Raw genomic sequence first — 18,587 nt, forward strand, 5'->3', positions numbered from 1 at the left:
GGCTATCGGTGTCTCTTATGGTTTTTCTATACGTTGCAGCGTGTCTGGCCTGGCTCGCAGGCGCGCATTAGTTGCGGCGTAACGCCCACTGCACTCCTATGACTGGATCGTTGGTTTGCAGCACGGAGAAGCGTGCATTGCAGGCATCCGCCGTGCTGTCTACAAAACTGAGCGGGTTGCTGGGTGCGCTGAACTGGGTGTACACGCTGGAACCAATGGGTACGCTTGCGCCTTTTGCAGGCAGTGAAGTGACGGCTCCGGCTGCCCAGTTATGGCTGCGTACGATGCACCGTGAATGCTTGCTCCAAGCGGCCTCGGTTTCCGGGGTGAGGTACAGGCTGACCAGCTCGCCGGTTATTTTTAGCGGGGTGGTGAAGGTACTGCTGTCCATACCCAGCGCATCGCTTCGGGCATACACCAAACCAGCGGCCTCGTAGCTGATGACGAAGGTTTTGCCCTTGTCGTCGCTCATCAGTACGTCACGGGTGGGGATAGGCGTCAGCCCTTGAGGTTGTTTGACCAATGCGTTGCCGGTAAAGGCGTTGTAGTACGTGTCGCGGTCCAGGTAAGCGAAACCCAGTACTTCACCGTTGGCGTTGGCCAGTGCTTGCAGCACCAAGGGCTTACCATTGCTGTCGACGAAGACCCGGCTGATGCTGAAGCCGGGATAGATAACCTTGCCATCGGCATCAATCAGGCTGCTGTTGCCCTGCGCGTCGAAGGCATAGGAGGCGATTACATTGCCACTGGCATCAAGCAGTTGGTTATCGAGCAAGCGGCCTAGCAATAGACCGTTAACGTCATACACCTCGTTCTGTTCGCCGAGCCTGTCGTTCGCTGGGGACTCCGGCTCGGGCGGCGGTGGCACGGGCTTGCCGTCATCGAACGGCGGCTCGGGACTGGGATCGAGAATGCGCACCGCTTCATTGTTATACAGCTGAACCTTATTCATTTCGCTGGAGTAGGTTTTGTAGCTGCTACGCACGTTATCGAACAGGCGCTCAACATCGTTGCCCGCCAGCAGCAGTGCCGCACCGGTAACGCCGAGCACGACTAGATACTCGGTCATGGATTGTCCGCGCTGGCTCTTCATCAGCGATCCATCCGGTTGAGCAGAATCTGGGTTTTGTCCTGATGGCGTAACAAACCGACCGTCATCAATTCACGCCCGCGGCTGTAGCTGAGCACCATCCCATTGGTCTGTTGGCTGCGCTGGTCCAGGGTCCAGCCTTGTTGTTTGAGATCGGTTTCGTACCAGCGGGCGGTGGTGTGCATGTCCTCTTCATTGAGCAACAACACCAGGCGGCCTTGGCGAATATCGTCATCACTGCGCATATCGCTGACTACATGAGCGCCTGGTGGAACGGGCATGCCATCACCCAACACTTGAGCGGCTACAGCGCTCCCCGGTGGGTTGGTGATGACCATCTGGCCAAAGCTGAAGCGCTCGTTCTGGCGCTTTACCTGGATCATCATCATGCACTGTTGATTGATGTGCAGAATCTGCTCCCAGCCGTTGAATGCCGAGAAGTCGACCTCGTCGGCCCAGGCCTTGGCGTAAAAGTCTTTGACGGTTGCCAGGTTGGCCGGCACACGAAAACTGCGGCCCGCCATCGGGGTATGGTTCCACTGAATGTTGCTGCCGATAGTGGCAACCAACATGTCAGGCATCAGCGGGAAATCATCATAGTCACACTCAGCCTGCGCTCCATTGGCGGCCAGTAACACGGTGATTAAGAGCAACGGGATTATTTTCATAGGCTTACTCGAAGTAGCAGAACCCCGTGCTGTTGGTGCATTTGGCCGGCTTATCCGGAATAGGCTCGATGCCGACATAGTCAAACTCGACATCCTTAAACGAGGGTTCAAAGATGCCGATGGTTGAGATGATGGTTTCAATCAGCGGATTGCTGAGCATGGTGCCAACGGCAAAATCGTCGGCCCGCTCCTTAAAGTGCTCATCGCCCTGGGCGTTCCAGCCATCGGCGAGCACCGCGGACTGAGCGCGAATGTTCAGCTGTTTATCAAGGGTGCCGCCGAACAACGGCTTACTGCCCAGCCGACTGCCGGCCATGGCCACGGGAATCACCACCGTGGGGTTGTAGAGGTTCTCGGTCTCGTGGGCGACTTGCAGAAAATCGTCATCTTTGGCGATTTTCAAAAAACTCAGCACTTTCATCACGCCGCCCATGGCGTCGTTGTAAATGCCGATAACGTCGTAGCTGTAGGACGGCGTGTCCTCTGCGCTCAGGTTGGAGTGGCTCGGCATGCTGCCGGTGGCCGTCATCGGCTTGCCCGCGCTGCCATGCGTCCAGCGCCACAGGCTGTGATTGCTGGCAGTATTGGCGCTGCCGTCGATGTCAGCGGCGGTGAACGGCTGGATGGCGGCGGAGTAGGACATCAGGCGCTTTTCCGCGCTTTTCAATACCGCTTCGTTGCCGCGCTGGGCGGTATCACCGTTGTCGGTTTCGCCCGGCGTCTTGTTGGTGTCGAACCAGACGGTGCGTTCCCAGGCCACATAGCGCGCCACCTGTTGGGCGGTGTAGGCCATGTCAGCTAGCTTGGCTACCACCGGCACCAGCACAAACAGCAGCAGCACGCCGCCGGCGACCATGACCACGAACTCCGCCATGGCCTGCCCGCGCAGGCGCACGCTGTAAGTCGGCGTAGTCATGCTTATTTCACCAGCTCGGAGACGGCGCCGCTGGCGGTACCGGTGACCGTGTCGACGAACTTGTCGAGTACCGGCTTAACCGGGCCGCTGATAACCGACGGTAATTTTTCCAGCACCCGATCCTTGCCCGGCTCAATCAGTTTTTTCAGCCCCAAATCGAGTACCGCACCCACAATGGCCGAGGTGCTGGCACCCGGTTGTATGCCCAGCACAGCCATCAGGTCGATCTGTCCGGCAGCGATCATTTGCACCACGCGGCTGGGTTCGCGCAGCCGCGCATCCCAGAAAGGGCTGAACTGATTGGGGCTTTCTACCCGGCCCGGCGGCGGGGCGAAGTAAGATTCCGCCGAGGCGATGGTCATCATGTGGTCGGGGCCACCCCACAGCGACGACAGCGCGTTGTCTGTTACGCCCTGGGTGTCGAGGGCAAACTTACCGGTATCCAGGCCCAGGCTTTCAGGGTTGTCGCTGGTGCGCAGGCTACTCAGTGGCTTGGCCACTGCCACAGTAAATTCGTTGCTGGTGCCACGGGCCTGATAGTCACGGCCGAGGCTGAAAAATGAGGGCGCACCGCCGTAGCCGGTGCTGACGTCTTCTGCTTGGTTGGCACCGAAGGCAGCCAGGGTGTTTCCCCATGCCCAAGTCGTCGCATGTACCGATTGCATGGCTTCGCCATAGGGGCTTGAGCTGCCTGGCGGCGAATTTTGCGTGGGGCTACCCCACTGTGGACCAATCAAGAACTGGTCACCCGCCTTTGCCACGATCTGGTGCGTGCCGCCGCCCAGTGGCAGCCCTAGGCCGAAGCCGATGGTCGTGTTGAGAATGGTTAAGCAGCCAATGGGTTGTGGCAGGCAGAGCTCCAACTTCAGTGGTACGGCTATTTTAAAACCCATCGAGCTGAAGTCGACCGAGCTCCAGCCATAGCGCGGGATGCCTTTGCCAGTGGCCGCAGTGCTCTGCGGGTTATAGACATAGGCCGTACCGCCGTTGTTAAACACACCAACTTCAAGGTTGAAGCTAAAGGTCAGCTTCAGTGGGTAGAGGGTTATCGAAATTTCCGGAATGCCCAATTTGGCTGTTGCATTAAAATTGCGCGCATCCAGCCAGTCATTACGGTTGCTGTTCATGATCGCGGCGTACTGGCGGCCAGCCGTGCGTGCGGCGCTGTTTTCGGCGTTCTGACCGTTACTGTCGCTGTGCTTTTCCGGTGAGGTGTTGACCAGCATGGTCGAGGGCGCCAGGCTACCTAGAAAGTCGGCGACAAAATCATCGGATGAGGCGGCGCTGCCGCCGGCCGCCGTGCTGGCACTTTTCGCCTGGCTGGTCAGGCTGCTCAAATTCAAATCGCTGGCGAAGTACGTGAGAACAAAGTTCTGCACCAGCAACAGATGGCTAAGGGTGACCACTTTTAGGTCGTCGCTGGTGTCCGGCATTTCATGCCGGTTGACAATGCTTATTGGGGTGGTGAACTGCGCTTCCAGCGTCGCTACCGCAAAGATCTTTTGAAAGAAGCCCATCACCAAGTTGAAGCTGGAAATCACATCGGGATAGATGCTGAGCAACGGTTTGGCTACTGCCCCCGTCAAAGTGCCCAGTATCTGATAAGGCAGGGTGATGGTGGACAGCACATCCCCGACTGTCGGTTTGGGTGCCGGTACGATAGGGATCTGATACGCCGGAAAGCTGTTCACCCAGCGCGGAATATTGGCGTAGCGCTTGGACCAGGACATCAGCGCCACCACCTGACCTACGGACATCTCGTTGGCGACGATGGCACGGTTGGTGTAGGCAATCAGGTTCTGGTGGCGGGCAAATAACTTGGCTTGCGAATAGGCTGCCGCATCGGCGGCGTTCTCAACCTGGACGCGGTCACGGGTCATGATCCCGTGGTTGTACATCAGAATCAGCCCGATCAACGCGATGCCGATAAAGAACAGGCCAAAAACCATGGCCTGCCCAGACTGCCTATGCGCGTTCACAAGCTAAGGATCGGGCGCTTATTACTTACGTTCGTCTTGTTTGAAACTGCTCAGGTTGGATTTGACGCCGGCTGCTGTCTGCGCCTCACCGCCTGTTGTGGCCGCGGCTTGCGTTGCTTCACCGCCGCCCAGCTCGGCGGCCATGTCGCCAACTTGTTCGCGCACGGTACTGCCGAACAGGTTGTAAACCACAATCGCGGAGATTGCGATCAAGGCCACGATGATGATGTATTCGGTCATGCCTTGGCCCAACTGACGAGCGCGCGACTTAATGGACATGGTGCTTCCTCTGAGATGGCGTGTGTACGTTGGATAAAGAGGGCGCTGCAGTTGAGTTTAGTGCGCCGCCGATGATCAGCGTCTGGCTCAAGAGCCCTGAATTACATCCCGATCCTACCCAAAGACCCATCGCGCCGTATGTCCCCCGTTATAGGTACAGATAAGCCTGTCGCCTTGCGCCATAAAGGCTATACCGCCTAAAAAGCTGCGCTACTATCGTGGCCGTGAACGGGCCTCATTCAGGATCAAGATGCGCAGCGAAAATGACAGCACGCCGATTCGAGTGATCTTGGTTGAGGACGACGTAACCTTTCAGCAAGCACTGCGCCAGACCTTCATCACAGCAACCGATATGCAACTGGTGGCCGTGTTGAGCACGCGCGCTGAGGGCTTAAACATCCTCGAACATGCGCCGGCAGATGTTCTCTTAGTTGATCTAGGCCTGCCGGACGGCTCGGGCATCGATGTTATCCGTGCCGCACATGCCAAATGGCCCGAGTGCAATATCATGGTCAGCACCGCGTTTGGCGATGAGATGCACGTCATGCAATCGCTTGAGGCTGGGGCGGCGGGTTACCTGCTTAAAGACAGCAGTACCGCCAGCATTGCCACGGAAATCCGCAGCCTGCACCAAGGCGGCAGCCCGATAAGCCCCCTGATCGCCCGGCAGATATTGATGCGCTTTCGCCAGCCTGACGCGACGCAGGCCTTGGCACCCAGCACAGCAAACGCGTCACGCGCGCGGTTGTCTGCCCGCGAACAACAAGTGCTGGAGTACATCACCAAAGGCTTTAATTCGGATGAGATTGCCGGGCTGATGGGCGTCTCACGCCATACGGTGCTGACCTTTGTACGGCGAATTTACAAGAAGCTTGAAGTGAGCTCGAAAACAGAAGCCATCTATGAAGCGCGCAGCCAAGGATTACTGGGTGCTTAAGCAATGGCCGGGGATCTTATTCCTGACAACTGCACTGCTAACGCTATGTATTCCGGCAGTGGCCGCAACAGAATCAGCCTTACACATTACCCGCGCGCAACTATTAAACATCCCCGTCCAAGGCTTTAGCGCCCCACCCCAAGTAATTAACGAACAACTGCTGCCTGACAAATGGACGACCGTTGATCTACCACACGCCCTGACCCGGCAATTGATCCCCACCTCAGCCGAGCATGGGAACGCTACAAAACCGACAATAGAAACCTGGTATCGCCTGCAACTACCCGCTTCGACGTCAGCAACACAACAACAACTCTACATTCCCCGTTGGAAAACCGATGGCAACCTCGCCATCTACGCAGACGGCCAGCTGATTTATATGTCACACAGCGGTGTGTACTGGAATGGCTGGAATATCCCCCTTAGTATTTCATTAAACGCAACAGCCGATACTCCACGCCCACGCTCCATCCTCTTGCGCATCCAACGCCCAAGCGATTCGGGCGGTGGCATTTCATCGATATGGGTTCAAGAAAGCAGCGGTCTGAACTGGCGTTACCGAATACGCTATTTGCTTCAGGTGCAACTGCCCTATACCAGCAGCGTGGTATTTTTAGCCGTCGGCTTATTCTCATTTTTTGTGTGGTTTAAATCGCGAAAAGAATACTCATACCTACTATTTTTCTTTATTTCAACTGCATCCTTTATTCGCACCCTGCACTATTATGTTGGCGAAACTGAACTACCCATACCGGAGTCCTGGTTCAGCTGGCTAACAATAAACGCTCTGTTCTGGATGGTACTGGTTACTCACTTCTTCCTACGCAGCCTTCACCATCGCCCGACCGGATGGCTGGGCGCGTTTGTCATTCTAGTTACGCTTTTGGCCGGTGTGCTAACGCTGCCAATGCTTTCCGGGGTACTGAATGCTTATGCCCTGTCGCCACTGATCTACTGCGCACTGATTACTACAGGTTCTTTAGTGGCAGGGGTTGGTGCCTATCAGTCCTGGCAGGCACGCTGCAATGATGGTTTGCTGTTAAGCGGCTGGGCAATAGCAGGCATGCTGCTGGGCTGCCATGACTGGCTACTGCAAAATAATTATTTAACTATTGAATCTATTTATCTTGGTCCTTATAGCAACATTGGCGCTTTTCTAATTGTAATGCACATTATTTTTCGGCGTTTTATCAAGGCCAATGAGAATGTCAAAAAAATCAACGCCAGCTTGGCCTTTCGCCTGAACGAGCGCGAAGATGAGTTAACGAAAAGCTATCAGCGTCTGCGCGCAATAGAGCATCGCCAGACACTCAGCAATGAACGCCAACGGCTCATGCAAGACATGCATGATGGTATGGGCTCATCGCTTATCATTGCATTGCTTGAGGCTGAGAAAGGTCATCTTGATGCATCTTCACTGACCGACGTCCTGAAAAACTGCATCGAAGACCTGAAACTAACCATCGATTCGATGGAGCCAGTAGAGGCCGACTTATTGCTATTAATGGCAACGTTAAGATTCCGCTTAACGCCCCGCTTGGAAAGCGCCGGAATACACTTGCGCTGGGATATTCAGAACGTGCCTGCACTTGACTGGCTTGACCCCCGCAATGCATTACATATCTTACGGATCCTACAAGAGACATTCTCCAACATTATAAAACACACCAACGCCACAGAAATTCGCATTACCACATCCTATGACGCGACTCATGTCAGAGTCATTATCGTCGATAATGGCCAAGGATTTACGGAAGAGCATTCCGCATACTTTAGCGGCAAAGGCCTTAAGAACCAGCTACGCCGTGCTGCTTCAATAGGCGCTGAAGTTCTATGGCATTCTACTGCGGCCGGCGTCACTGTCACATTAACGCTACCTATCGTCGCCACTGAGCGAAATAGCCATCCAAGCGAATGCGCGCAATAAAACATAAGCCCACTAAATAGCATTGAGACACAGGCATAAAAAAGGCGACCGAAGTCGCCAGAATTGCCTTGCTTGCTCATGCTCTAGCGGGTTTAGTTCTACTTACGCTTGTGCGAATCCTGCCAGATGAAATAACTGAAGCCGACGAAAAAGGCGACCATAAGGCCAATGGTGCCGATACCGGCGAGCACTACGACTGAATCGCCCCTAGTTTCGTAGACCTACTAAAATAGGAATATCGACACCATGGCAACTAAAATATTCACACAAACTTAAGAACAGTTCGACACCTACCTTCCAGCCCATAAGAACATCATATCTGCTGTTGGGTTTGTAAACCTTCACACTGGCGAGACAATTAAACTACGTGCAGAAAAAATTGTTTGATTCTACATTTTTGATCGCTAAAAAATTTCAAAGACAAAGAATAACTATATTTCGACAATCAAACTGACATTACCCAAGCTTGTGGTGTTAGTGACCGTACAGTTTTACGACTCATCAGTAGATTGGATGTCTGCGGGTATCTACAGATAAATCAAACCCGTACCGGCGGTCATAAATCGAATAGTTATGTATTGTTATCTGAGCTTGTATTAGTGCAGCCAGAGCGTGCTAAAAACAACGCAACAGTGAAAGCGGCCCTACCACCTGTAACCCACTCAGCTCGAGCAGTATCCTGTACTTTTTCCTGCGGGATCGTTACGCGGAACCGATGTCAGTGCCGCGTGCATCATAGATCGCGCCCAAGGTTGAGGGCACACAGTCCACGCACTTGAACGCCAGCTCAAACTGGCGTTTTTCATGGCCCTATTAAGTGAGGGATTATCGGATGCCCAGTCGTCGATCCAGCGAAAATGCTCCTGCTCCACGCGCGACGATAAGCAGGAGCAGGCCCGCCCAAGCGAGGTGAGTCGGCCAGGCATCGGGGTAAACAAAGACCTCGATGACAAAGGTCATACCCAGCAGCGCCAACGCCGATAAACGGGTAAATAGACCTAGCACCAGAAGTACAGGAAACACGTGCTCGCTGTAGGTGGCAAGGTGCGCAGCCAGTTCTGGAGAGATCAAAGGCAATGCGTATTCCGTACGGAACAGCTCATAGGTACTCGGCGTAATCGTCAGAAATTCACTGACCTTGGTGCGCCCGGACATAAAGAAAATGGCGGCGATGGCGATACGAGCCACCAGCGCTAAGAACGAATCGCTGATCAGTGAGTCCAGTCGGCTTGCAACGCGATTCCAGATTCTACTCAGGGCGTTGTCGGCGGTGGATGAGCGGTTTCGGATAACGTTCATGGTGTGCTCCATTAGTGACGTAAGTAACACGTTTTCAGGAAGGTCGACCTGGGTTCGCAACGCAGAACGCGTCAGCACTCACCAAGCGGATGATGAGATTTTCCAGATCCAGGGTTGGCTCGACTGCAATGGCATGGTCTGCTGCCAGTTCGAGGGGCAGATGTACCGCGCAAGCGTCGAGAAAGGCACAGTCGGCAGCACTGGCGGCATGCCAGTGCACCCCACCGGCCTTTCTAGTCAGCAGCGCGCCTTCGCCCTGCCAGTTGAGTTCGTCAGGCATTGGCAGCTGTTCACGATTGACGCGCCAGATCGTGTAGGCCGGACAGTCTGGCAACCAAACCCAGCGGCATGCGGCCCGCGGTGTAAGCCGGCTACTGGCAAGCTCCGTCGGGGACAGGTGCGCTAGGGCGCTCATCTCAAAGCCTGGCTCATCAGCCGCGCAATGCACCTGTGTCCAGAGCCGATCCAGGCGGGCGACGTCGCCCAAGTAGGGCATTTCTCTGGCATGCTCAAAACTGTCGAGAAAACCGGGAAAGTCGGCGCCATAGTGCAGCAAACGTGCATCAGTTGGCGGCGAGCGCCGCGCGTGGATTGCGGCCGCGGCCAGCAGCCAGTCGGTGCCCACCAAGCGCTCTATGGTCGGAAAATTGGCGAGCAACGCATCGGTTGCACCTTTGAGTACCGTATTGCGATAAACCGCAAAACCGGGTTGTTGGGTAAGCATCGTCATTTCGAGTGACTCGGCGCCGTATAGCGCATCGACGAATGCATCCTGAAACTGGTCGAGTGATGGCGTCATATCGCAACCCCCAATTGCGGGTTCTGCCCACGTTTCAACAGCATCTGCGCCCTGTCGCGCTCTGCGAGTAAAATATCGAAATCCGGTATATGGTCGTCACGCTCAATCAATGTCGGACGCATACCGATCCGTTCGATTAAACGTTGATACAAAGACCAGACATCTTGAGCGATAGGCGCGTCGTGAGTATCAATAAGTAACGATGAATCGCCAGGATCATTGGCGTGTCCAGCCAGATGAATCTCCATTATTGCCACGGCTGGAAAAGCGTCCAAGTAGGTTGCCGCATCGAAACCCAAGTTATGGGCACTGATGTGCACATTATTGACATCTAGCAGTAAGCCGCAGCCAGTCCTCTCACTCAACTCGGTCAGAAAATCGAGCTCGTTGTAGTCATGGCCATCCAATTGCAAATAGTGGGTTGGGTTTTCAATCGCGATACGCCGTCCAAGGACATCTTGTGTGCGTTGGATATTGCTTGCGATACGCCGCAATGCCTCGCCTGTTCGGGGAAAGGGCAACAGGTCGGGATGATACTGCCCGCGCCAGGCTGACCAAGCCAAGTGCTCGGAAATCAATACGGGTTGAACGTGATCCGCGAGCTTTTTCAGGCGCTTCAAGTGCTCTGCATCCGGCGGACAATCGGCCGCCAGCGAGAGTGATACACCGTGCAGCGACAGAGGGTGTCGACTGCCAATTGCCTCCAGCCACGCCAAACGGGGGCCACCACCAACCATGTAATTTTCCGGATGAACTTCGAACCAGAGACCCTCAACCGCGCAGTCGAGGGCGTCCTCATAGTGGTTCGGTTTGAGGCTGAGTCCGGCCCCGATCTGGGATAAATTCTTCATGGTTAGCGTGTGCCCCGAGGTGTGGAGATTACTTGGGTGCGAGCGTACCCATGCCGTTTGGGGTCTTGATGCTGGTGCACGTACCCGCTGGAACATATTCCCAAGCGTTAGGCTGGTAGTCCATTTTGGAGGTGCCTGCACAGGAGGTCCCGGCGCCAGCCTTGCAATCGTTTTTACCGGCCATGGAAACGCCGTAACATTTTTCCATTGCACCTGCTGCGGCCGGGGTCTCTGCGGCGATAGCACCGGCGGTGAAGGAAGAGAAAGCAACGGCGATGGCGGCAAGTTTCAGACTGTTCATGGTTATTTCTCCGGGAGAATAATGATGGCTCGTCGCATCAGTGCAGGAGTGCGCTGTGCTTGAGGTCCGAAAGGTAGTTCGCTGATTTTTCCTATTCGGTTACAGCAATCGCAAAATATTTTTCAGAGTCGCAAAATAAATCTGCTGGTTGCCTTATGCCCTTGAACGCAATCATGCTCCGCTGCCCGTAATTAGCGCTGGCGTCATCATCCAGGCGTAGCTACGAAATATTTTTACCCTTCGTGTAACCAAGGCAGACGATGGAACGAACTACTCCTAACGACGCGTTGCGAAGCCGAGAAATACATCTTCAGGCCCTGTTTCTCGCATGCCTGGACGGTGACGAACGGGCTTATCGCGTATTCCTATCGGAGTTAAGCGGCCATATACGCAGTTTTTTGCGGGCGAGACTTCAACGACAACCCGATGAAGTCGAGGATTTGTTGCAGGAGGTCTTGCTAGCCGTTCACAACAGTCGCCATACGTACCGGGTGGATCAGCCACTTACGGCATGGATTTTTGCCATCACCCGCTACAAGCTCACGGATTTTTTTCGAGGCAGGTCACGCCATGAGGTCTTCAACGATTCTCTTGACGATGCGGCTGAGATGTTTGCCCTGCCCTATCTTGAACCTGCACAGGCCAGCCGCGACCTGCACAAGCTACTCGAGCAATTACCTGAGCATCAGCGCCTGCCCATCGTGCATGTGAAGCTTGAAGGACTGTCCGTGACTGAAACCGCGCAGATGACGGGATTATCGGAATCAGCCGTAAAAATAGGCGTACATCGTGGGCTTAAAGCGCTGGCGCAGAGGATTAGAGGTACAAGATGAAGACTGATGATTTTATTAGCATGCTTGCGTCTGGGGTCACCCAGATCGACCGGCATGCGCTCGCTAAGCGCTTCGGCGTCGTGGTGTTAGTCGGCTTGCTGACCGCCACCTTGCTGGTAATGACGATACTGGGCGTTCGTCCCGATCTGGCTCAGGTGGCGGTAACACCGATCTTCTGGGCGAAAATCGCCTTGCCATTGAGTCTGATGATCGGGGCGCTGAGCGTAGTTATGCGGCTGGCAAGACCTGGAATAACGCCGGGCTCCGGAAAACTCCTGATTGTCGCAGCGGTCGCCGCGGTGTGGGCCGGCGCCTTCTATGTCCTCATGGCAGCAGCACCCGATGTGCGCCTCGCGATGATCCTCGGCAAGACGTGGCAGGTGTGCGCCCTGAACATTATCTTGCTTTCGATTCCAGGATTCATTGGTGTTTTCTGGGCGCTAAGCGGGCTGGCACCCACGCGCCTCAGGCTGGCAGGTGCCTGCGGCGGATTGCTGGCCGGTGCGATGGCTACCCTTGCCTATTGTCTGCATTGCCCTGAGATGGAGGTTCCATTTTGGGGCACCTGGTACTTGCTGGGCATGTTGGTACCGACCCTTATGGGCGCGCTACTCGGGCCGCGCTGGCTTCGCTGGTAGCGAACTGATAATCGATAGTCCTGCAGTGGACGCGCCACTGCAGCAGCGTTTCCAGCCGCGCAACGTATGTTGACCGAGTGCTTAGGCTTATGCAGCTTAATAGGTACAAATTTCAGGCATAAAAAAGGCGACCGAAGTCGCCCAAATTGCCTTGCTTGCTCATGCTCTAACGGGTTTAGCTCTGCTTACGCTTGTGCGAATCCTGCCAGATGAAATAACTGAAGCCGACGAAGAAGGCGACCATAAGACCAACGGTGCCGATACCGGCGAGTACTACGACATCGATAAACATGGTTGCCTCCTGCGTGAAGCCTGTGTGGGTATGGCTTCAAGGTAGCAGGCGATGCAGAGGTATTATTGATCCAGATCAACCCTTGACCGCGGCGAGAACAACCAGGCGGTCAATCACTGACCTAGATCAAGTAATCAGCCTAACGCAGAGCGTTTCACGGCTTTTTTGGTTTGCCTTTGGGCTTTTTCTTAGCTGGGGGCAGCGGCAGGACTTGCGCGAACGCATCGCGCATTTCGTTGAGTTTTTTGTCGCGCAGGTCATGGATACGCTTGTCGCGCTCGGCTGCGAAATCAATCAGCTTATCGTCTTTGCTCATGGGCTCGGCTTGATCAATCGAAAGGTCAGGTTAAGGCGGGGCGCGCAGGGCCTGCGCGTTTTCGCCACTTGGTGCTGCCAATGATGCTGAGTTGGCCCGCGCATGACCAGCAGCGAGCCGTGCTGCAGAGGCAATGAATGCTCAATGCGGTTTTGCCCCTTGCGCCGCAGATCGAAGCGCCGAGTGCCACCCAGATTAAGCGAGGCGATCAGCGGGTTGGCGCCCAACTCCGCCTCGTCATCACTGTGCCAACCCATGGAGTCCTGGCCGTCGCGGTAATAGTTGAGCAGCGCGCCATTGAGCGACTGCCCAACTGCTGCGGCCACTTGCGCGCGAATGTGCGCCAGCAAAGGCGTCCAAGGCAGGGGTTGATGGGTCAAGCCGGAATAGCGATAGCTGGCCTCGGCGTCGCCGTACCAAGCCACTAGTCGCGGCACGGGGAGTTTGCGCCCGTAAAGGTGCACATGCGGCTGCTGCCAAGGCGTTTGTTTGAGTAATTCGCTAAGCCAGCTGTCGGCTGTCGCGGCATCCAGCCACTGCGCATGCAACCGCAAATCGGCGTTAGCTAGCGGCAATGGGCTGTCGTCAAATAGATCCACGAATAGAGCTCGATCGGGCTGAAGCGTCAGTGTGCACGCCTCAGACTTCTACATCCACCCACAGCCCTTGCCGCGGCAACTCATCTAATACAGCTGCATCCGCCTCATCAACATCGCCTTCGGCCAATTCCTCAGGGCTATAACCCTGCCTGCGCTGGCGCCGGCGTTGTTCTTCGCGCAGCAACTCTGCGGCTTCCTGCGGGTGCCGCTTGTCCAGGCTCACGCCACTTTCCTTAGCGCTTTCGGCAGTCGCGGTTACCGGCGGAATTTCCGGGCGTGGTTTGACCACATCATTCTGCGTGGTGATGGGAGCCAAGCTATGGGGGATCGGCGGCAGCATGTTTAAACCCTCCTTTGGTCAGACTGTCGGCCAGGCAAGCCGCGACTTGAGCGCCGCCTCGCTACACTTTTACTTAACCTCAGCAGACAAAGTACGCGCTGCGCAGCAATGCGTCTTGGGCCTGAGTGCAGGGTTCCGTTACAATTGTCGGCTTTTTCACACGGGAGACACGCATGGCGCAGTATGAACCGGGGCAACGCTGGATCAGTGACAGCGAAGCGGAGCTGGGGTTGGGCACCGTTCTGATGCAAGACGCCCGCATGCTCACCGTGCTCTACCCGGCCACCGGTGAAACCCGCCAGTACGCCACCCGCAACGCGCCCTTGACCCGCGTACGCTTCTCGCCGGGCGATGAAATCACCCATTTCGATGGCTGGAAACTGACCGTGCAGGAAGTCGACGATGTCGACGGCCTACTGGTCTATCACGGCCTTAATGCGCAGCATGAAAGCGTCACCCTGCCAGAAACCCAGCTGTCGAACTTTATCCAGTTCCGCCTGGCCAGCGATCGCCTGTTTGCCGGGCAGATCGATCCACTGCCTTGGTTTGCCCTGCGCTATCACACCCTTGATTACACCAGCCGCCAGTTACAGTCCAACCTCTGGGGCTTGGGTGGTGTGCGGGCACAACCGATTGCGCACCAGTTGCACATTGCCCGTGAAGTCGCTGATCGCATTGCGCCGCGGGTATTGTTGGCCGACGAAGTGGGCTTGGGTAAAACCATCGAAGCAGGTCTGGTCATCCACCGCCAACTGCTCTGCGGGCGCGCCAACCGCGTATTGATCCTGGTGCCCGAGAACCTGCAGCACCAGTGGCTAGTCGAGATGCGCCGGCGCTTTAATTTGGATGTCGCCCTGTTCGACGCCGAGCGCTTTATCGAAAGCGACGCCAGCAACCCCTTCGAAGATTGCCAGTTGGCGCTGGTCGCTCTGGAATGGCTGTGCGAAGACGAAAGCGCCCAAGATGCGCTATTTGCCGCTGGCTGGGATCTTTTGGTCGTCGATGAAGCGCACCACTTGGTCTGGCATCCGGAGCGTGCCAGCGCCGAGTACGCGCTGGTTGAACAGCTGGCTGAGATCATCCCCGGCGTGCTGCTGCTAACTGCCACCCCGGAACAACTGGGCCAAGACAGTCACTTTGCGCGCTTGCGCCTGCTCGACCCGAACCGCTTCCATGACCTGGCCGCCTTCCGCGCCGAAAGCGCCCACTACAAGCCAATAGCCGAAGCCGTTCAGGAGTTGCTGGATAAAGGCCGCCTGTCTGACGCGGCGCATCAAACCATTCATGACTTCCTCGGTGAAGGCGGCGAAGAGCTGCTTAGCGCAGTGAATTCAGGCGACAGCGAAGCTTCCGCGCGCTTGGTCCGTGAGCTGCTTGATCGCCACGGCACCGGCCGCTTACTGTTTCGTAACACCCGCGCCGCCGTGCAAGGCTTCCCCGACCGCGAACTGTACCCTTACCCGCTGGCCAGCCCCGACGAATACATGGAGCTGCCGATTGGTGAACACGCTGACCTGTACCCGGAGGTCAGCTACCAAGCGCAGCCAGAGGTTGATGAAGAGCTGCGCTGGTGGACGTTCGATCCGCGCGTTGAGTGGCTGTTCGACACCCTGAAGATGCTGAAGAAATTCAAGGTCTTGGTGATCTGTGCCCACGCCGAAACCGCCATGGACCTCGAAGACGCCCTGCGCAAGCGCAAAGGCATCCCGGCCACGGTGTTCCACGAAGGCATGAGCATCCTTGAGCGCGACCGCGCCGCCGCCTACTTTGCTGATGAAGAGTTTGGCGCCCAAGTGCTGATCTGCTCGGAAATCGGTTCGGAAGGCCGCAACTTCCAATTTGCGCACCACCTAGTACTGTTCGACCTGCCAGCGCACCCAGACTTGCTCGAACAGCGTATCGGCCGCCTCGACCGTATCGGTCAGAAGCACCGTATCCAACTGCATGTGCCGTACCTGGAAAACAGCCCGCAGGAGCGCCTGTTCCAGTGGTATCACCACGCGCTGAACGCCTTCCTCGCCACCTGCCCGACTGGCAACGCCTTGCAACACCAGTTCGGCGCTCGCCTGCTGCCATTGCTGGAAAGCGGCGATGATGCTGAATGGCAAACGCTGGTTGACCAAGCCAAAGTGCAACGCCTGCGCTTAGAAGATGAGTTGCATGCCGGCCGCGATCGCTTACTGGAACTCAACTCCGGCGGTGCAGGCGAAGGTGAAGCGTTGGTCGAGGCCATTTTTGAGCAGGATGATCAGTTCGCGCTGCCGATCTACATGGAGCAGCTGTTTGACGCCTTTGGCATCGACAGCGAAGACCATTCCGATAACGCCTTGATCCTGCGCCCTGGCGAAAAAATGCTGGATGCCAGCTTCCCGCTTGGCGATGACGAAGGCGTGACCATCACCTACGACCGCGACATGGCCCTGGCCCGCGAAGATATGCAGTTTCTGACCTGGGAACACCCCATGGTGCAGGGCGGCATGGACCTGGTGCGCTCCGGCTCGATGGGTAACACCGGTGTTGCACTGATCAAGAATAAAGCCCTGAAAGCCGGCACCGTGCTGCTGGAAATGCTTTATGTCAGTGAGGTGGTGGCCCCGCGCGCGCTGCAACTGGGCCGTTACCTACCGCCGATCGCTCTGCGCTGCCTGCTCGATGCTAACGGCAACAACCTGGCTGGCAAAGTCTCTTTCGAGAAGCTAAACGAACAGCTGGAAGCTGTGCCGCGAGCCAGCGCCAACAAGTTTGTGCAGGCCCAGCGTGACAGCCTTAACCCGCTGATTAATGCGGGTGAAGGCATGGTAGCGCCTCGTCACAACGAGCGCGTCGATGAAGCCAAGCGCCGCCTAGCGGCCGAAACTGACGAGGAGCTGGCGCGCTTGATCGCGTTGCAAGCCGTTAACCCTAGCGTGCGTGACAGCGAACTCAACGCCCTGCGTCAGTTACGCGAGCAAGGCATGGCCATGCTCGACAAAGCAGCGCTGCGGCTTGAAGCCATCCGCGTATTGGTTGCCGGCTAACGTTTAGGTTTGCCCCGCACAGCAAGAGGCCCGCAATCGCGGGCCTCTTGCTGTGCGGCTGTAAATCCTCAATCCGCTGCAACGTCATTCATGCCCCGTTGCATCTTCGCGGCATCGTCAACAAAGCAACGCGAGGCCTGCAACAGCGCCAGCATGGTCAGTAATAACGCCACAGGGATCAAATACATGGCGTTATGTAAACCGACGGCCTTAAAGGCTTCGTTCATTTCAGTGGCGCCTGCCGCGAGCATGGCTGCATTGGAGTAATGATCCGATAGCATGCCGACGGCTAATGGGCCAAACCCACCACCCAGCAGGTATAGGCCAGCAAAGAACAGCGCCATGGCCGTGGCGCGCAGGCGCGGCTCGATCACATCCTGAATGGCCGTATAGACGCAGGTGTAGAAATTGTAGGAAAACAGCCAACCGATGCTGAACAACGCCACAAACACAGCCACTTCAACCCGCCCAGCCAGCAAGGCATAACCGGTGGCTAGCGAGGCAATCAACATACTCACGGCCGCGAAAACCAGGCGACCGGTCTGCCAGCGCTGATGGATTTTATCTGCCAACCAGCCGCCGAGGGTCAAGCCGACCAAACCCGTCAACCCGACAATCACACCCGTGGCCATCGCGGCCTGCTCCAGCGGCAAGAGAAAATAGCGCTGCAGCATCGGCACCATGAAGGAGTTGCAGGCATAAGTGGCGAAGTTAAAGGCCAACCCAGCCATCACCAACCACCAGAATGTGCGGATCGCCAGCACTTTTCGCAGAGGCTTTTCCACCTTGCTGGTGCGCGATTTCACCTGCTCTGCGGCGCCGCGCTGAGGTTCCTTGATGAAAAACATAAACACTGCCAAGAGCAGCCCAGGAACTGCCGCGATAAAAAACGGCGCGCGCCAACTGTCGAACGCCTCAACCATCGCCCCAATGGTGAAGAACGCCAGCAACAGGCCAAGAGGCAGCCCGAGCATAAAGATGCCCATGGCACGAGCACGTTTATGTGCGGGGAACAGGTCGCCGATCAGCGAGTTGGCCGCCGGCGCATAGCTGGCTTCACCGATGCCAACACCCATGCGAATCAGCAGAAAGCTCCAAAAATTCCAAGCAAAACCGTTAAGAGCCGTCAGACCACTCCAGGCAGCCAAGCCCCAGCCCATAATCTTGCGCCGCGAGCCAGTGTCGGCCATACGCCCCAGCGGAACCCCAGCAATGGCGTAAACGATGGTGAATGCGGTGCCAATCATGCCCAACTGCAGGTCGCTGAGGTCCCACTCCATCCGGATGGGTTCAATAATGATCGCGGGAATGGTGCGGTCAAAGAAGTTGAACAGGTTGGCGAGAAAAAGCAGAAACAGAATGCGCCAGGCATTCGTGGCTTGGAGGGACTGCTGCATGGAATCCATCTCTAATTGTTGTTATCGGAGCACATCAGCACTGCTTGGCCGTCAGCCAAGGTCCTGAGTGCTAGAGCAATCTAGGGGCTTGCCGCTGGGCTGTCTGTGA

At 56.3% G+C, this 18,587-nt stretch carries 20 protein-coding genes; 5 read left to right on the plus strand and 15 right to left on the minus strand.

All coding sequences use genetic code 11. The features are described from left to right. Positions 1-67: 67 nt before the first annotated feature. Genes WF513_RS11760 through WF513_RS11780 form a run of 5 tightly spaced genes read right to left on the minus strand, consistent with a single transcriptional unit; the run spans position 68 to position 4,932 of the window. A complete protein-coding gene (locus tag WF513_RS11760; protein WP_339079565.1) occupies positions 68-1,093 on the minus strand; it encodes a hypothetical protein in 1,026 nt (341 codons plus the stop codon). After that, complete coding sequence (locus WF513_RS11765) at positions 1,093-1,758, minus strand: hypothetical protein (protein WP_339079566.1); 666 nt, start codon at positions 1,756-1,758, stop codon at positions 1,093-1,095. Before WF513_RS11765 ends, WF513_RS11760 begins: the two co-directional genes overlap by 1 nt. 4 nt (positions 1,759-1,762) lie before the next feature. Then, entirely contained in the window at positions 1,763-2,674 is a 912-nt protein-coding gene (locus WF513_RS11770) for a hypothetical protein (protein WP_339079567.1), read from the minus strand. A 2-nt stretch (positions 2,675-2,676) separates the two neighbouring features. Then, the gene (locus WF513_RS11775) at positions 2,677-4,653 is read right to left on the minus strand and encodes a hypothetical protein (RefSeq protein WP_339079568.1); all 1,977 of its coding nucleotides are present in this window, start codon (positions 4,651-4,653) and stop codon (positions 2,677-2,679) included. A 21-nt stretch (positions 4,654-4,674) separates the two neighbouring features. Then, positions 4,675-4,932 carry a hypothetical protein gene (locus WF513_RS11780; protein ID WP_339079569.1) on the minus strand — a complete coding sequence of 86 codons (258 nt, stop codon included), beginning with the start codon at positions 4,930-4,932 and terminating at the stop codon, positions 4,675-4,677. Between the two features lie 250 nt (positions 4,933-5,182). On the opposite strand from WF513_RS11780, the gene WF513_RS11785 reads away from it, so the two are divergent. Together WF513_RS11785 and WF513_RS11790 are read left to right on the plus strand one after the other, a co-directional pair. Next, the gene (locus tag WF513_RS11785) at positions 5,183-5,869 is read left to right on the plus strand and encodes a response regulator transcription factor (RefSeq protein ID WP_339079570.1); all 687 of its coding nucleotides are present in this window, start codon (positions 5,183-5,185) and stop codon (positions 5,867-5,869) included. After that, positions 5,835-7,796: an ATP-binding protein gene (locus WF513_RS11790; protein WP_339079571.1), complete on the plus strand. Its 1,962-nt coding sequence runs from the start codon at positions 5,835-5,837 to the stop codon at positions 7,794-7,796. Before WF513_RS11785 ends, WF513_RS11790 begins: the two co-directional genes overlap by 35 nt. Positions 7,797-7,894: 98 nt before the next feature. Here the strand turns inward: WF513_RS11790 and ccoM (WF513_RS11795) are convergent, their stop codons facing one another. The 5 genes from ccoM (WF513_RS11795) to WF513_RS11815 all read right to left on the minus strand — a co-directional run bounded on the left by ccoM (WF513_RS11795) (position 7,895) and on the right by WF513_RS11815 (position 11,046). Continuing rightward, positions 7,895-7,987, minus strand: a complete 93-nt coding sequence (ccoM, locus tag WF513_RS11795; protein WP_339079572.1) for a cytochrome c oxidase subunit CcoM — start codon at positions 7,985-7,987, stop codon at positions 7,895-7,897. 634 nt (positions 7,988-8,621) lie between these two features. After that, complete coding sequence (locus WF513_RS11800; protein WP_339079573.1) at positions 8,622-9,095, minus strand: DoxX family protein; 474 nt, start codon at positions 9,093-9,095, stop codon at positions 8,622-8,624. 34 nt (positions 9,096-9,129) lie between these two features. Further along, on the minus strand, positions 9,130-9,894 hold the full coding sequence (locus WF513_RS11805) for a DNA-binding domain-containing protein (RefSeq protein ID WP_339079574.1): 765 nt from the start codon (positions 9,892-9,894) through the stop codon (positions 9,130-9,132). Next, positions 9,891-10,745, minus strand: a complete 855-nt coding sequence (locus WF513_RS11810; RefSeq protein WP_339079575.1) for a DUF692 domain-containing protein — start codon at positions 10,743-10,745, stop codon at positions 9,891-9,893. Before WF513_RS11810 ends, WF513_RS11805 begins: the two co-directional genes overlap by 4 nt. A gap of 28 nt (positions 10,746-10,773) precedes the next feature. Beyond that, the gene (locus WF513_RS11815; RefSeq protein WP_339079576.1) at positions 10,774-11,046 is read right to left on the minus strand and encodes a DUF2282 domain-containing protein; all 273 of its coding nucleotides are present in this window, start codon (positions 11,044-11,046) and stop codon (positions 10,774-10,776) included. A 260-nt stretch (positions 11,047-11,306) separates the two neighbouring features. On the opposite strand from WF513_RS11815, the gene WF513_RS11820 reads away from it, so the two are divergent. Together WF513_RS11820 and WF513_RS11825 are read left to right on the plus strand one after the other, a co-directional pair. After that, on the plus strand, positions 11,307-11,879 hold the full coding sequence (locus WF513_RS11820) for a sigma-70 family RNA polymerase sigma factor (protein WP_339079577.1): 573 nt from the start codon (positions 11,307-11,309) through the stop codon (positions 11,877-11,879). Then, entirely contained in the window at positions 11,876-12,517 is a 642-nt protein-coding gene (locus tag WF513_RS11825; protein WP_339079578.1) for a DUF1109 domain-containing protein, read from the plus strand. Before WF513_RS11820 ends, WF513_RS11825 begins: the two co-directional genes overlap by 4 nt. Before the next feature lie 175 nt (positions 12,518-12,692). Here the strand turns inward: WF513_RS11825 and ccoM (WF513_RS11830) are convergent, their stop codons facing one another. From ccoM (WF513_RS11830) to WF513_RS11845, 4 genes are all read right to left on the minus strand, one after another. Then, entirely contained in the window at positions 12,693-12,809 is a 117-nt protein-coding gene (gene ccoM, locus WF513_RS11830; RefSeq protein WP_339079579.1) for a cytochrome c oxidase subunit CcoM, read from the minus strand. Positions 12,810-12,963: 154 nt separating this feature from the next. Continuing rightward, positions 12,964-13,125 (minus strand): hypothetical protein, encoded by a 162-nt coding sequence (locus WF513_RS11835; protein ID WP_339079580.1) that lies wholly within the window; start codon positions 13,123-13,125, stop codon positions 12,964-12,966. After that, positions 13,122-13,724, minus strand: coding sequence for an alpha-ketoglutarate-dependent dioxygenase AlkB (locus WF513_RS11840; RefSeq protein WP_339079581.1), 603 nt, complete (start codon positions 13,722-13,724; stop codon positions 13,122-13,124). Before WF513_RS11840 ends, WF513_RS11835 begins: the two co-directional genes overlap by 4 nt. Before the next feature lie 40 nt (positions 13,725-13,764). Continuing rightward, the gene (locus WF513_RS11845) at positions 13,765-14,064 is read right to left on the minus strand and encodes an aspartate-semialdehyde dehydrogenase (protein ID WP_339079582.1); all 300 of its coding nucleotides are present in this window, start codon (positions 14,062-14,064) and stop codon (positions 13,765-13,767) included. Between the two features lie 173 nt (positions 14,065-14,237). Between WF513_RS11845 and rapA the strand changes: the two genes are divergently transcribed. After that, positions 14,238-17,081 (plus strand): RNA polymerase-associated protein RapA, encoded by a 2,844-nt coding sequence (gene rapA / locus WF513_RS11850; protein ID WP_339079583.1) that lies wholly within the window; start codon positions 14,238-14,240, stop codon positions 17,079-17,081. A 68-nt stretch (positions 17,082-17,149) separates the two neighbouring features. On the opposite strand, the gene WF513_RS11855 is transcribed toward rapA, so the two are convergent. Beyond that, the gene (locus tag WF513_RS11855) at positions 17,150-18,478 is read right to left on the minus strand and encodes an MFS transporter (RefSeq protein WP_339079584.1); all 1,329 of its coding nucleotides are present in this window, start codon (positions 18,476-18,478) and stop codon (positions 17,150-17,152) included. Positions 18,479-18,587 lie beyond the last annotated feature (109 nt).

The organism is Pseudomonas sp. TMP9 (genome assembly GCF_037943105.1).
GTDB lineage: Bacteria > Pseudomonadota > Gammaproteobacteria > Pseudomonadales > Pseudomonadaceae > Aquipseudomonas.